This window comes from Lactobacillus sp. W8174, from assembly GCF_016100975.1.
GTDB classification, from domain to species: Bacteria; Bacillota; Bacilli; order Lactobacillales; family Lactobacillaceae; genus Lactobacillus; species Lactobacillus juensis.
Genome location: NZ_JACFRN010000007.1, coordinates 41,515 through 56,402, shown reverse-complemented (window position 1 = coordinate 56,402; position 14,888 = coordinate 41,515). Strand labels below are relative to the sequence as shown.

17 protein-coding genes are annotated in these 14,888 nt (G+C 34.7%); all 17 read right to left on the bottom strand.

Annotated features, from left to right (window positions below; translation table 11 throughout):
* Nucleotides 1–47: 47 nt before the first annotated feature.
* The 17 genes from H3U49_RS09465 to yajC all read right to left on the bottom strand — a co-directional run bounded on the left by H3U49_RS09465 (nucleotide 48) and on the right by yajC (nucleotide 14,876).
* Complete coding sequence (locus tag H3U49_RS09465; protein ID WP_198181122.1) at nucleotides 48–449, bottom strand: PTS sugar transporter subunit IIA; 402 nt, start codon at nucleotides 447–449, stop codon at nucleotides 48–50.
* A gap of 59 nt (nucleotides 450–508) precedes the next feature.
* A complete protein-coding gene (locus H3U49_RS09460; protein WP_198181121.1) occupies nucleotides 509–1,327 on the bottom strand; it encodes a PTS system mannose/fructose/sorbose family transporter subunit IID in 819 nt (272 codons plus the stop codon).
* Nucleotides 1,314–2,237 (bottom strand): PTS sugar transporter subunit IIC, encoded by a 924-nt coding sequence (locus H3U49_RS09455; RefSeq protein WP_034980636.1) that lies wholly within the window; start codon nucleotides 2,235–2,237, stop codon nucleotides 1,314–1,316. The genes H3U49_RS09460 and H3U49_RS09455 overlap by 14 nt, the downstream gene beginning before the upstream one ends.
* 10 nt (nucleotides 2,238–2,247) lie before the next feature.
* Nucleotides 2,248–2,736, bottom strand: a complete 489-nt coding sequence (locus H3U49_RS09450) for a PTS sugar transporter subunit IIB (protein ID WP_198181120.1) — start codon at nucleotides 2,734–2,736, stop codon at nucleotides 2,248–2,250.
* 166 nt (nucleotides 2,737–2,902) lie between these two features.
* Complete coding sequence (locus H3U49_RS09445) at nucleotides 2,903–4,069, bottom strand: SIS domain-containing protein (RefSeq protein ID WP_198181119.1); 1,167 nt, start codon at nucleotides 4,067–4,069, stop codon at nucleotides 2,903–2,905.
* A 23-nt stretch (nucleotides 4,070–4,092) separates the two neighbouring features.
* A complete protein-coding gene (locus tag H3U49_RS09440; RefSeq protein WP_198181118.1) occupies nucleotides 4,093–4,809 on the bottom strand; it encodes a GntR family transcriptional regulator in 717 nt (238 codons plus the stop codon).
* A gap of 156 nt (nucleotides 4,810–4,965) precedes the next feature.
* Nucleotides 4,966–5,211: a hypothetical protein gene (locus tag H3U49_RS09435; RefSeq protein ID WP_239386412.1), complete on the bottom strand. Its 246-nt coding sequence runs from the start codon at nucleotides 5,209–5,211 to the stop codon at nucleotides 4,966–4,968.
* 26 nt (nucleotides 5,212–5,237) lie between these two features.
* Nucleotides 5,238–6,656 (bottom strand): PTS transporter subunit IIC, encoded by a 1,419-nt coding sequence (locus H3U49_RS09430; protein ID WP_045927620.1) that lies wholly within the window; start codon nucleotides 6,654–6,656, stop codon nucleotides 5,238–5,240.
* Nucleotides 6,657–6,677: 21 nt separating this feature from the next.
* Nucleotides 6,678–6,992, bottom strand: coding sequence for a PTS fructose transporter subunit IIB (locus H3U49_RS09425; protein WP_045927619.1), 315 nt, complete (start codon nucleotides 6,990–6,992; stop codon nucleotides 6,678–6,680).
* 11 nt (nucleotides 6,993–7,003) lie between these two features.
* Nucleotides 7,004–7,492 carry a PTS sugar transporter subunit IIA gene (locus H3U49_RS09420; RefSeq protein WP_198181117.1) on the bottom strand — a complete coding sequence of 163 codons (489 nt, stop codon included), beginning with the start codon at nucleotides 7,490–7,492 and terminating at the stop codon, nucleotides 7,004–7,006.
* Between the two features lie 143 nt (nucleotides 7,493–7,635).
* Nucleotides 7,636–8,433: a hypothetical protein gene (locus H3U49_RS09415; protein WP_198181116.1), complete on the bottom strand. Its 798-nt coding sequence runs from the start codon at nucleotides 8,431–8,433 to the stop codon at nucleotides 7,636–7,638.
* Nucleotides 8,417–9,397 (bottom strand): sugar kinase, encoded by a 981-nt coding sequence (locus H3U49_RS09410; RefSeq protein WP_198181115.1) that lies wholly within the window; start codon nucleotides 9,395–9,397, stop codon nucleotides 8,417–8,419. Before H3U49_RS09410 ends, H3U49_RS09415 begins: the two co-directional genes overlap by 17 nt.
* Before the next feature lie 47 nt (nucleotides 9,398–9,444).
* Nucleotides 9,445–10,260, bottom strand: coding sequence for a 2-dehydro-3-deoxy-D-gluconate 5-dehydrogenase KduD (gene kduD / locus H3U49_RS09405; protein WP_034980612.1), 816 nt, complete (start codon nucleotides 10,258–10,260; stop codon nucleotides 9,445–9,447).
* Between the two features lie 12 nt (nucleotides 10,261–10,272).
* Nucleotides 10,273–11,106, bottom strand: a complete 834-nt coding sequence (kduI, locus tag H3U49_RS09400; protein WP_198181169.1) for a 5-dehydro-4-deoxy-D-glucuronate isomerase — start codon at nucleotides 11,104–11,106, stop codon at nucleotides 10,273–10,275.
* A gap of 27 nt (nucleotides 11,107–11,133) precedes the next feature.
* Nucleotides 11,134–12,711, bottom strand: coding sequence for a hypothetical protein (locus tag H3U49_RS09395; protein ID WP_198181114.1), 1,578 nt, complete (start codon nucleotides 12,709–12,711; stop codon nucleotides 11,134–11,136).
* 1 nt (nucleotide 12,712) lies between these two features.
* A complete protein-coding gene (locus tag H3U49_RS09390) occupies nucleotides 12,713–14,632 on the bottom strand; it encodes a heparinase II/III family protein (RefSeq protein WP_198181113.1) in 1,920 nt (639 codons plus the stop codon).
* Nucleotides 14,619–14,876, bottom strand: coding sequence for a preprotein translocase subunit YajC (gene yajC / locus H3U49_RS09385; RefSeq protein ID WP_232347694.1), 258 nt, complete (start codon nucleotides 14,874–14,876; stop codon nucleotides 14,619–14,621). The genes H3U49_RS09390 and yajC overlap by 14 nt, the downstream gene beginning before the upstream one ends.
* Nucleotides 14,877–14,888 lie beyond the last annotated feature (12 nt).

The window sequence follows — 14,888 nt, the reverse complement described above, 5'->3', positions numbered from 1 at the left end:
AGCGTCTAGTCCTTTTTTAGAACTAGGCGCTATTTATTTACATCAATTTACTTTTTCATACTAGACAACATTTCGTTAACATCGACAATTCCAGCTTTACCTGCAGTCACAAAATCGGATTCTGTACCGCTCATTTGACTGTTAAGCCATTCAATTACTAGTGGTAAATTCATTCCCGAGATTAAGTGAATCTTTTGACCACCCATAATCATACGGCTAACTACATTAGCTGGGGTTCCACCCATTAAATCAGCAAAAACTGTAATATCTTCGATATTCATTCCTGAAATTTGTTCTTCAAATTTTGACTTAAAATCATCAGGGCCTTCAGATGGAAGCAAACACACTGTATGCACATGTTCTTGCTCACCCATAATTAATTCAGCACTGGCTTTTACGCCCTCTGCCATTTTCCCATGACTAATTAAAATTAATTCCTTTTCTGCCATACTCTATCTTTCCATTTAATACTCAATACTATTTAGCTTAGAGCTATTACCATACTTAATTATATCTTAGCAATAACTCCAAGACCACCTAAAACAATACAAAGTACTAAAACAATAAAGATTGCTTTGGTAGAAGTCATACCCTTCTTACCAAGAAGCCAGTAGACAAAGCCCACAACAGCAGCTGGTAAAAGCTTAGGTAGAATCATATCCAAATTATTTTGAACATTCATAGTAACTTTGCCGATTTTAGGTGCCCAAGAGAACTTGATATTAACCATAGTGGCAACAAGCGCGCCAACCATGAATACACCCAAAACGGTAGCGGAATCAGTTAAAGCGTTTAAACGGTCTCTCATATCAGTAACAAGGGAAACACCTTTATCATAAGCAAAGTGTAATTGTTTCCAACGAAAGACACAGATCAAAAGGCAGGCAATCACCCAAATGATAACCCCAACTGGGTTTCCTTGAGTTGCCATGGATGCGGCCAATGCACCAAAAATAGTTGGAATCAAAGAAGCAAAAATCGAGTCACCGATTGCGGCAAAGGAACCCATCAAACCAACTTTAATACCGGTAACAGTGTCTTTTCCTTCGATACCTTCGTTTTCCTCAACAGCAAGATCAAGGCCAGTGATAATAGTATTGAAGAAATTAGAAGTGTTAAAGAACTGCATGTGGGTCTTCATCATTTCCTTTAATTCAGGGGTATCATCACCATAAATCTTTCTTAATTGTGGCAGAATAGTGTATAAATAACCACTATTCTGCATTCTTTCATAGTTCCAGCCCAACTGGAAACCAAATAAAGATCTACGGTTAATCTGATTAAAATCTTGTTCAGTTAATTTATATTTAGGTTTAGAGTTCGTCATCAGTAATCTCTCCTTCATCGTCATCAGAGCTTGAACTTGCGCTATTACTTTGACTTTCAGTACTTTGTGCTTGAGCAGTACCTTTATTTATTGGAATATTCTTGTAATGCAAAATTGCCAGAGCTAATCCCAGCATTGCAATTGCAAGCATTGGTAAGCCGTTGAAAATAGTAGTGAAACCTTTGTTAACAGCTGATAAGCCGGTACCCAAAGCTTGCATGCCACTAAAGAGAACTGAGAACAATGTCGTGATTGTAAAGCCTAGAATCAAATATGCTGCGTGTCTCTTAACTGGTAAGTACCGCAGTAAAACAGCAAAACCGACAGCTGGTAAGGTAGCACCAGCAACAGTCAAACCATTACCCAGCCATAACAGGTCTCCATTTAAAGCATTTGCGATCTGTTGTACTAATCCCTGACCAAAGGCCAATGCGATAAAGACAGGAACTGCACGTGAAAGTGACCACGGAATTGCACCGTATAAAACATTTCTTTCAACAGCCTTATAGTTAATCTTGTCTTGATCAATCAAGTGATCAATTCTGTGTGAAAAGTAAGTGTTGGCAAATCTTGCCAAAACGTCCAATTCAATCATAATAGCAGCAACTGGAACAGCAATTGAAGAAATAGCCGTTTGCGGACTCATACCTTTAATACTAGTTGAAAATGCTGTAGCCAAAACTGTACCGGTAGTAGCGTCAATTCTTGAAGCACCACCAAAAGTACCGATACCTAAAACTGTCAACTGCATTGATGCACCGATAAACAGACCGGTAGGCAGATCTCCCATGATCAGACCGGCGATCAACCCAGCACCAACTGGTGTGTTTAATGATGAATAAATTTGCAATTCATCTAAAATTTCTAATCCTGCATACAAAGTAAGCAGTAATATTTGCCACCAAGCCATTTTTCTCCTCCTACTTCATCTTTTCATTAATCAATTTCATTAAATCCCGTGACTCAACACTAGGATTTAACTGAGCAATTAAGTTAACGCCCTTGCCAGAAATTTCTCTGAAAACATCGGCCTCATGCTCATTGATATTAACTTGCTTAGTCAGTTCAGTAGTATCATCTTGCTTAGACATATTACCAACATTGATTGTATCAAGCTTGATACCCATGTTAAGCAAATCAAGAAACTTATCAGGTTTTTTGGCAACCAGAAACAATCTTTGCTTACCATAACGGTTTTTCTTTAAGTGATCTGCAGCAATCTCAGTTGGTAAAACACTCAATCTGGTAGACATTGGAGTAGCCATTCTAAGACCACTCTTTTGGATATCATCTTCGGCTGCTTTTTCATCAAGAACGATAATCCGTTCTACTTGCAACTGAGGCGTCCATAAGTTTGCCACTTGACCATGAACCAAGCGTTCATCAACTCTTGCTCCCACAATATTCATGTTTTATTCCTCCATATCTTTTAAGGAAATCTAAATATTATATAAAACGCTTCCACACTTTTTATGATAAGGTACCAACCAATTTTTGTCAACATGTATTTTTTATATTTGAAACGATTATCATTAAAAACATATGTATACAGTTAGTACCCACAACAAAAGCACACTAATTAAATTCGTGAATGGTAACGCCCTTGACTACACGATTGACAGTACCTGTTGGTGAAGGTGTATCTGGCTTATTGTTAACTTTGATTGAAGTGAGCAATGCAATTGTCTGACCAAACATTACGTCAGGTAATGCCAAGTACGCATCAGGCAACAATTCTTTCTCAGCGAACATGAAAGATTTTCCTGAGAAATCCTGATCCTCCTTTTCCTGACCAACAGCCATCACGAGCGGAACAATTTGATCATCCCTGATCTCGTTTAAAATATCTAAGTCGTATTGCCTGGTATAAGTATTATTGGAGACAAAATCAAAAACGATCGTCTTCTTATCAAGGAATGATTTTGGACCGTGACGCAAACCCATTGAGGTATCAAATAATGCTGCAACTTCTCCCGCAGTTAATTCCAAAATTTTGAGACGTGTTTCTTCAGCCAAACCGCCTAAGCTACCACTACCTATATAAGTAATGCGATTAAAGTCAATGTCAACTAAAGATTGAATTTCATCTTCACGCGCAATGACGCTCTTACCCATTTGAGCAATTTGGTTAACAATATGTTCTTTCTTTTCGTCAGATAAAGTATCAAAGACTAGAAGTGCCATTAAACTCATGCAAGAAAACGAACCTGTCATGGCAAAGCCTTGGTCTAAAGACTTTTCGGGCATTAATAAAACAAGTCCAGTAGGATCACCTGCTAAATCCTGTGCTAAATGTCCTTCTGGTGCACAAGTAATTGCTATTTGATATAAATTCGTGACTAATTTTTTAGCTAATTCAACAGTAGCTACAGATTCCGGTGAATTGCCACTACGTGCAAATGAAACCAGAATCGTCGGAGTATCCTTTTCTAGATAATCTTCAGGAGTAGAGACAATTTTGGTAGTATCAATTGCTTCAAAGTCATATTTTTTCCTATCACCATGTTTTTGTAAATACGGCATAATCGTATTGCCAACATATGCACTAGTACCGGCACCGGTAAAAATAACTCTAACTTTACCCCATTTTTGGTTTATCTGGCTTAGAAAATCAATGATTTTGGTCTTATTATTCTGAAAAATGGACCAAGTCTGCTGCCATAATTCAGGTTGCTGCTCAATTTCACGAGTAGTAATTTTTGCACCCATTTTTGCTAATTCTGCATCTGTTTTTGAAAACATTAATTTTACCTTCCTTATATTATTTAAAATAAATCATTATATTGACGCGAACGATAAACAAATTTATCGCCTCTAGCCAAAGAAATCGTAAACTCGATTGGTACATTTTTGTCATTAATAGTCTTCCGAAATATTTTTAAGCTTGGTGCACCAACTTTTTCAGCCAGATTTTTACTCTCTTCTTGATTAAGGCAAACAGCTGCAACATCTTCAAAAGCCATCACACTGATTTGATCATATTTTTCTTTCATGACATCATAAAGTGGCTTAGCATTTAAATCGTTTAGATTGAGTTTGGAAAATAATTTTTCTGGTAAATAAGTTTTACTAAAAATACGTGGTTCGTTATCAGCAAGACGCAAACGAACCAGCTCGTAGGCTTTTTCTCTCGGTCCCAAATTCAATTGTGCAGCAATATTTTTATTCGGAGTAATTAAGTCTAAACTTAGATTTTTAGTTGAAGCCTTTTGCCCAGTTCGTTTCAATTCTTCTGAAAAAGAATACATCCCACCAATATTAGGTTGATCAAGAAAAGTACTAGAAACAAAAGTGCCTTTACCATGAAGACGGTATATTAATCCTCTTTCTTCAAGATTTTGTAAAGCCAATCTAATTGTATTGCGACTAACACCGTATTTAACTAATAACTGTCTTTCACTTGGCAATTTAGCATTCGGCTTCATATTCTTTATTTGTTTTTCCAAGTCTAGAATTACTTGGCGATAAAGTGGTTTTGCCATGAATTCCCCCTCCTTAGCTAACTGGTAGATACCACTTAAAGTGTATCAGAGAAAGCGGTTTATTGCAATTTGATTTTTACAAAATATTACTAATTAAAAGTGGTTTTTACATAAAAATACCATTGAGAGTGAGTTTCTCAATGGTATTTAATAAATTTATTTACTTAGCTTATTGCCTTTCCAATCATAATATTTTTGACTAAGGCGATTTTTAGGATTATCAAAAACAACGATTCTATATAAGGCATAAATTGTACCAACCATAGCAATTAAGCTTGTTATCCAGTTTTTAAATAAAATTTGTAGCAAGTTAACCACAATTACAACAACTGCCCAAAAAAGGATACGATTCCTTCTTGCCTTTTCCTTAGCCGTTACTTTTGTTTTCTTCAATTTAGTCACCCTTAAGCCAAATACATTATTAATGATTAATTAGCCTTTTTAGCTGCAGCGTATTCTGCATTTCTCTTCTTCATTTGTTTTGCATACCAGATAAATAACAGAAGGTAAACTGCCAAAGCGATTAAGGCATAAACAATAAACATTCCTTGTTGTTTCCAAGCATTTCCTACCAGGTAAGCCAAGAATTTTTCAACTGGACCCTCCATAGTAGTGTCTGAAACCAATGTATGTGCAGGAATAGCGGCACCTACTGAGTGAGCCATGTTGGTAACAAATGGACCAACCATAGTACCAGCCCAAAGGAAGATAGGTAATTCAACGGTTCCAATGATAATCATCCGAATAATTTTACCACGAGTAACAACTAGCAAAGCAGGAGTAACACCCATAGCGATAATACCGCCTAAGGGCATTAATCTGTTACCAGGTAAAACCATTGCCTCAAGCATCATAATCGGAGCCAAAACATTTGCGGCTGCCCAAATTTCGGAACGACCAGCTAAGAATGGCCAGTCAAGTCCGATATTAAAGGTACGGCCAGAGAATTTCTTAGTAGCAAAATCGGCAATACCTTGAGACAAAGGCTCAACGGATGCGATGAACCATGAACCAATTACAGAGAATAATTCAATACATGAACCACCAATAAATGATAGTGTAAACATATCTTTCCATCCCTGCTCAGTTGCAAAGTTATTACCAGCTAGCAAGGAAACGAACACACCAAGGTAAACACCGATAGCAAATCTACTGCCCCAAAAGCCGATTTTTTCATTCAGTTTCGTAGAATCAAAGTCAAATTTATCAAGCCAAGGCAGGCACTTGTCAAAGAACTTGTTAAACACCATGATAATTGGGTTCATCATATAGTTCATATGAGTAGTAGTCATAGGATTGCCTTCAGGAGCATCCAGTAAATCATTAAATGTCGGCTTCATTAGGTCAGAGTTAATAATCTTCATTGTGCCAATGAAAAGAACTAACAAAGTTGATAGCCACAATGGTGCACCAACATAAACACAGAACAAACCATCAAATGCCAGGTGCCAAACATCAAAGATATCCACATCAAGCGTGTTAGTTTTATTTAATACCAGTAGAACAACGTTTAAAATAATTAAAACTAACAGATAAAACAAGGTATATGGTGATCCCCAAGTTATGGTAGCAAGTGGGGCCCAACCCATATCCTGCATATCCATGTGGATGCCAGTGTGCTTAACAAACTGCATCATTGGCTTTTGAAATGCTGTCGTCAGCATATTCATAACATTACCTATCGCTGTAATAGCAATAGCTAATTTCAAACCACCTTCTAAGGCCTTGGTGAACTTGACTCGAAACAGTACAGCGATTAATGTCAAAACAATTAACATTATTGTAGCTGCACCCATATCAATCAAAGGTTTAAAAAGTGAGTTAGCAAAACTAATTATCCCATTCATTTTTTATTTCCTCATGAAATCTTATTTAGCATTAATTTCTTTAACAACTTTTTCCACATTGTCATAAACTGGTTTAGCCATAGCAGGTATACGGTATAAAATTGCTCCTGCATCAATTAACGGAATTTTTGGTTTAAAGGAAAGATCAGTCTTGGCAATTGTCAAATAACCATCATAGTGCGATAAAAGATCTTCATTGACATCCTTAATCATATAGGCATCAACTTTGACGTTATAGCCACGCTTTCTCATTTCTTCTTCAACTGCATCTTTAATTTGGTGAGATGAGTTTACCCCAGCACCACATGCAGCTATAAATTTTACTTCTCTGCTCATAAAAAGCCCTCCTACTGTTGACTAAAATTCTCACTTAAGAACTGATAAATTTTATCAGTCTCGGTAAGATTGAATAATGTTTGTAACTTTGAAACGGATGTAAGTCTAAGAAAGTCCATAATTTGTGCTAAAATGTTTGCCTGTCCTTCTGGATTATTATTCAAAATCATAAACAGAAATTTTACCGATAAGCTCTGATCAGGTGCAATCATGTTTTTGAAAGATACTGGTGCTTTTAAAGCAACAGGTACTATCAAACAAGTCTTAACAAACTCTCCTTCAGTATGCGGTACAGCAATGTTTGGTAATTCCTTTGCAATAGGTGAAGTATCTATTCCGGTCGGATATTGTTGCTCACGCTGGTTAATTCCATTGAAAAAGCCATCGTTGACCAAATCAAGAGCAAGTAATTTATCCGAAACTTCCTTAAAAATTGTGGTCGGATCTGATGCATCACTTACAAATACTGCATTTGCAGAAAACAAGTTATTTTCTTTCACAAATTAGGCCCTCCTTAACAATAGACAAGTTTTCGCTTTTGTTTGATTATGTTAGTTTTTGTTCGCTTGTCTATTGCTATTATATTTAAAGGCGAGCAAAATTGCAAACGCTTTTTTAAAAAATTACTTCGTATATATTAAAATCAAGGTCTATTTGAGCCCCAAACTATTAATTGACTTAGAGAAGGAAAAGTATTATCACCATTTGTTGCTTTGCGTAAATGAGTAATTTTGAGATAATTTATTTTTTTCTCTGTAACAGTAAAGTACTGAATTTTATCTGTCTTTTTTAAATTAACTGTGATTTTTGTTTTATCAGAAAATTCTATATCTGCTTTGGTCCAATAATTGTCATGGGGAAAGTCCGCACGCAAAAGTAAGCCAATCTTTGTGACTAATACATTACGACCAAAATCCAGTTTTAGTTCAGCATCATCTCTTTGATCTATTCCCCAAGACTGAAAAGGAAAACGACCATGTCCATCATTTGCCAAATAACCATCAATAACATTTTTTGCTAAGAAAGCGTCTTCATTTCTGGTTTCAGCATTAGCAGTAACATGAGGAAATGCACCATTATTTTGAAGTTGATCATGTGAATTAAAAGCTAAGTTTTGTTCTCTTGATATTTCTTCTTTTGTTGCTTTTCTTACGCATGCATAATGTGCAATACCACCGAAAGAAAAGTCTGGCATGGAAGGATAACGTTGAAAATTAAATGGTATATTATATCTCCAACACTTATTTGGTATAAAAATCAGAGTAGGATTCAAAACAGGATCGAGCTGAACGACTAAATACGAAGAAGGGCTTTCCAGTTCAATTTCATAATAATCTCCTAATTGATACCTTTTTTTAAAAGCAAGTGTTACTATATCATTCTGAGTTCGTTCTAATAAGACATTCGAATTCACATCTTTTAAGCTAATCTTTATTCTCATTACTTTTTTCCCTCATAAACCTTTCTAATTGCTTTACGTTTGGATAGCCATCATTATCACCGTGTGACTGAATCGCTAAAGAGCCAATTGCACAGGCTCTCTTTACTGATTGACTTATTTTTAAACCAGAAATCAATCCTGAAATTAGACCCACCGCAAAGCCATCACCTGCACCAACTGTGTCAATAATTTTGCTTGTATAATAACCGTCAATGTATTCTCTGTTGCCACTTCTTGTCTCGTAATAAGCACCTTTAGCACCTAGCTTAACCACAACCAAGTTTGTAATTTTACTTTTACTGAGATAAAAATCCGCAATTTCTTCTGGATCAGATGTACCAGCCAAAATTTTTCCTTCATTAACCCCTGGCAAAACAACGTTAGCTTGAAATGACAGATCGTTTAGTATGTGAATCATTGTAGTTTGGTCTTTCCATAGAGACAGTCGAATATTAGGATCAAAAAAACTAAGAATTTTTTTGTCTTCTGCTTCTGTTAAAATTTTTTTAGTTAAATCTAAAGCATTAGTTGATAGTGCAGCTAAAATACCTGTCACATGCACTGCCTGATAGTCAGCCAAATTAATATTCGCTAAATCTGAACAGCACAAGTGAGAAGCAGCTGAATTTTTGCGACAATATGCAATTTGAGGATCCCCTTTTGATACCAATTCTTTAAAGTAAAACCCCGTTGGCCATTCATTATCTTGTCGTAAATATCTAACATCTATCTTTTGTTTTTGCAGAAAATTGACAATTTTCTTACCTAAAAGATCATTACCTACATTTGATAAATATGTTGTTTTTATACCCAACTTTTCTAAACCAACAGCTACATTTAGCTCTGCCCCAGAGGGAAATGTTGTAAAATGTTCAGAATCAACCAATGATTGATCCAAATCTCTTGAACTAAATACAATCATTGGTTCACCAACCGTTAAGACTTTATTCTTTATAGACTCCATTATTTTTCACCAATAAAAAAGCGGCATTTGAGCCGCTCCCTATCATCCTATCTTACTAAATAACCTCCATCAACTGGTAAAATAATACCGTTAACATAGTTTGAAGCAGCACTAGCTAAGAAAACTGCTACTCCCATTAATTCTGATGGCTCTGCCCAATGACCGGCTGGAATTCGATCAAGAATTTCTTGGTTACGATCTTTGTCAGCACGAATCGGAGCAGTGTTAGCTGTTTTAATATAACCCGGTGCAATAGCATTAACTTGAATATTATAAGCACCTAGTTCACTGGCAAAAGATTTGGTGAGTCCTGCAACACCATGCTTTGAAGCTGTGTATGAGGGAATAAATTTACCACCTTGGAACGATAACATAGAACCGATATTTATGATTTTACCAGACTTTTGTTTGGCCATTACTTTAGCTGCTGCCATGGACATATGGTAAACTGCATTCAAATTAATATTAATAACTTTATCCCAATCTTCATCTTTTGATTCAAGCAATGGGTTACGTCTGATCATGCCAGCATTGTTAATTAAGATATCAATATGACCAAAAGTTTCTAGTGCTTTTTCTATAACTTGTTGGGGAACACCTGGCTTAGTCAAATCAACATCCATAAATTCTACTTTCCGTCCACGCTTTTCAATCATTGCGCGAGTATTATCCCATTCAAGTGTGCCAAAAGTAGGAATAAATATATCTGCTCCGGCTTCTGCCAAAGCAATTGCATATCCTTGTCCTAAACCAGTATTACCGCCAGTAATAATAGCTACCTTACCTGACAAATCAAAATAACTCATTTTAAACTTGTCTAGTGCTTTTTCATTATTCTTGATTTCTTCTTTTGATTGTTCCATTTTTATCCTCTTTTAATTTAAATCTTCCATTGGAATTGTATCCATATCGTCATAAGTTTGATTTTCACCGGCCATAGCCCAAATAAAAGCATAGTTTGTTGTGCCTACTCCACAATGTATCGACCAACTGGGATTGATTACAGCTTGTTCATTCCTGATAACTATTTCTTTGGTTTCATTTGGTTTACCTAAAATGTGAAACACACGAGTATCTGAAGAAGCAAACTCACAATAGAGGTAAGTTTCCATACGTCTAGCATGAGTATGTGCAGGCATCGTATTCCACCCTGAACCACTATCTAAAACGGTATATCCCATCTGTAATTGACAGGTATCCATCTGACTAGCATCAATGTATTTATAAATAGTCCGTTTATTCATGTGTTCTTGATCCCCCAAGCACTTCTTGAGAGCATCTTTAAATAACAACTTTTTATTAGGATATGTTTTCTGTGCTGGTGTTGATACAACATAGTACTTTGCGGGATCTTTAACATTTGTAGAAGTGAATACTACATGCTTATTTCCTTTACCAATATAAAAGCCATCATGTTTGGTCATTTGTTCTTTCTTACCGTCAATTTCTAAAGCTCCATCGCCTCCTAAATTAATAATTCCTAATTCCCGTCTTTGAAGGAAATATTCTACTCCTAAATCCTTATTTAAAACTATTTCTAGGGGCTTCTTGGTGGGCATTACTCCACCAAGAATCATTCGATCATTGTATGTATAAGTCAAATTTATTTTTCCTGGTTCGAATACTTTTTCAACTAAAAATTGATCTCTTAAATCTGAAGTTGAATAATTTTTTATATCTTCAGGATTATGACCATAATTAATATTCATTTTCATAAAATAAAAACCTTTCTTATATTACTTTAATTCTAAGGGCCCAATTGAAGGCGTTACAGAAACAGGATTCCCATAAAAGTCTGTTAAATTATTTGCTATTCTTGTACCAGAATTTTGTAACTCTTTCATTTGCAATAATTCAGCGATGTTGATATTTTTTATTCCTGGATTGCTATTTTGAATATCAGCTAGTAATTGTGCTACAAATTCCGGATTTTTTAACTTAATATTTTGACTATTAACAAACCATCTGTCATTAAAACCGTAAGTAGCATTATTAGAAATATCTATATCACCAGTCATATTATCATCATTAAAAGCTTTTATTGTTCCTGATTTAGACACAAGGACATTATTTACGAATTTCAGAGCTCTATTTTGAGAACTTGTCTTAAAAATTTCAGCTGTGTTGGGATTGGTAATAAACAAGTTGTTATAAATGTCAACCTTTTCTGTATCAACATCCGGTAAGTAAGAAATTAACTTATTATTGTCCCACCCATCGTTAATGCTGACATTATATCTGAATACTCCATTTCTAGAATAATTCATAAATAACACTGTGCCGCGAGCATTATCATGAGAATAATTGTGCTGAACAATAACGTTTTTGCAATTTAAGTCAATATCAAAAGCTGTGCCATCGTTACTACCATACATGCCGTTGGCAACTTCATTTCCTTCAACTACAACGTTGTCTGAAGACATTACCCATAATCCAGCATAGTTATAATTAGTATTTGCATTACAGAACTTGTTAACAACATTGTTTTTGACTGTGCCTTCACTTGCGACTTCAGAGATAATCATTCCATCACCAAACACATCGTCGACAGTGTTATTTTCATAATTAATATTTTTATTTAACTTGGGATAACTTTCCGAACCATTAGAATAAAGCATCGTTGTTTTATTCCTAATTCCAGCGGTAGCCACATTCTTGACTTGATTATCTGTTACCGAAACATTCTGAAATCCGAAGTTTTTGCTTTTGTTGATTTTGCCATTAAGATCTTCATTTATTCCAATCAGTACGATTCCACCTGTTACTTTCCAGGCGTGATCCACTTGTGTATCAGAATTAACATCATGAACAAAATTACGAGTAATTGTAATATTCTTTTCAGGTGTATTGGTATTATTGATAACTAAGATTCCCGATCTTTGCGAATGAACCGTGGTACTATAATTTGTAACTTCCAGATTTTTAATAATCCAATCATGTTGATTAATTAACATCACAGTCCCAGAATTTCTAACATAATTAGCTGTACCATTACCATTAATAAGAGGCTTTATTTTTCCACCATATTTGCTGATTGCAATTGGTTGATTTTCATTACCGTTTCCTTGAGGATGAAGTTGACCATTCCATGTAGCTCCACTCTTAAATAAAATTTTATCGCCAGGTAAAAATTTAACAGAATTTACTTTACCCAGAGTTTTCCAAGCGTGGTTTTTACTCAACCCGTTGTTTGAGTCTGCTCCCTTAGGATCAACATAATATGTAGCCGCCTTAACATCTGTTTGGGTAAAAGCTATGCCAAAAGCAGCTAAAACTATAGTTATTATAAAAGAAAGGGTTTGTTTCTTTTTCATTTTAATTCACCTCTTCCTTATTGGACCCTTCTTTAACGCCTATGTTGCCGTAAAAAGGCAAATTATTTATAAAATATAATTTATTTCCTTTAATAGTATTTTGATGCTGAATGTCAACAGTTATCTTCTTTTTCCCTTTTAAAGAAATGACTAAACCGTAATTGTGAATATCGCTGGTATCAACTTTACCATTTCTTACTGAATTAACATGCTCAACATTTTCAATCACATCTTTTTTGCCAATTACTGTGTAGGAAACATTGTTGTTTTCAAATTTATCCGAAATAATTAGTTTAAAAGTGTCCTGTAATTGATTGTACCTATCTGAAATGATTTGCTTTTCAAATTCAACCTTTTTTAGCGAATGAAATAAATAATATTCATTTTTCTCAGTGCTAATTTTAATTTGGCTTCGGGTTATTTCTTTCATTTTGCACATAGGGCTAAAAATCCAGTTATCACTCTGTAGATGTTTACCAGTATTTTCCAAAACATCTACAACAACCATTATTTCATGAGCCTTAATCCAGATATAATATCTCGTTACAATGTATTTTGCCTTTTTATCAATATACGAACATTTAACACTGTCAAATTTCTTAAAATGCTGTACTTCGTTCCTTTGATTTGAGACCACTGTGCTAAACTTCCAAGAATTTAAAGGAACAGTAGGAAAAGAATTATCTACCAGAACAACATTATGTGAATAGCCCGACTTCAAATTTCTCCGCTCATGTGAATTAACATATGTGTATCTTCCAGGATCAAGAAAAATGTCTTCATTATTAATGACCAGATCTATATGACCGGAAGCTGCATGACCATGACCACTTCCTAAATTGCCATTATATATATGCCAATAATCTTTTTTACTCGTATCCTTAAAGAAAAAGTTCCCTGAAATAACTGAATCATAATATTTTTTAGTAGTTAAATCTTGTGAAGCAAAATCTACTTCTGCATTATCTGCAAGAGAAATTAATAAAAAATCATAATACGCATCTGGATAATATTGACCATCTAAAAGGTATTTTGCTGTGGCAATTAAGTCGTCAATTTTAATTGAATCTGTGTCACCTTGCTGTAAAAGCTGGCCATTTGGTTTAACCAAGTAATCACATACTTGAAGCATTCTTTTCAAAACAACTATAATATCTTGCGGGACAGGCTCGCCATTAGCTTTAAAACTGGCCACAACAGATAACGAACTTCTAAACACTTCAATAAAATAAAGTGGTGACTGTTCCCATTGCAGACCTGTTTCATCAATTTGCAGTTTTAACTCTTGAATTAATTTCTTTAAAGCCCAATCTGCAATTTGACTGCTTATTACATCAGGATGTTCAGCAGAAAAAGTTAGTATTCCTGTAGTTATTAATACGCCCCAATTACTTAAATCATACTTTTCAATGTAATTATCTCTTAAATACTTAGCTTGACGTTTTACTGAGTCATTAATTTGAGTGATTTCTTCTAAATTAATAATTTCCTTGCTAATTAAATAACTGAGAGGTTTTGACCAATTCAATAACCTTATTCCTGTATCAATTGTTCGCCAAGTTTTATACCGTATTGAGTCTTGCATATCATTATTTTTTAGCCATTCAAAAATTAAAGTTTTTATTTCAAATAAATATTTAACTTCATTTGTTTGAAGATAAGAATATAAAAGATCCTGTAAGTATTCTTGACGTTTTAAAACATAAAGCCATTCAGGATCACCATTAGGTGACTTTAACCAACTATTTAACTGATAAATTTCGGGGCTCGGCTCCATATCATAAGCATGTTGAAATCGAAATTGATTGTTCAAGACTAATTTTGCGTTTTGCAAATAGTCTTTTGCATATGAAATTCTGCCTTCATGAACCAAGCTCTTTAAATTGATTTTTCGTTTTTCTTCCATATTATTCAGATTCATTTTTGACTTTCGAAGCTATACCATGCTTATTGACTTTGATTACGGCATTATCTGTAACTTTTAAATTAATATAGTCTTTAGTTATGCTTTTAATGGTTCCTACAACGCCACTAAGCAGCATTACTTTTTCACCATTCTGTAACGAAGAAAAAAAGTTATCCATTTCTGTTTTTTTCCTTTCGTTGCTCTTTTTTCTGGCAATGGGAATAACTACAAAATAAAGAATTATCAATATAATTACCATGATGGTTATTAA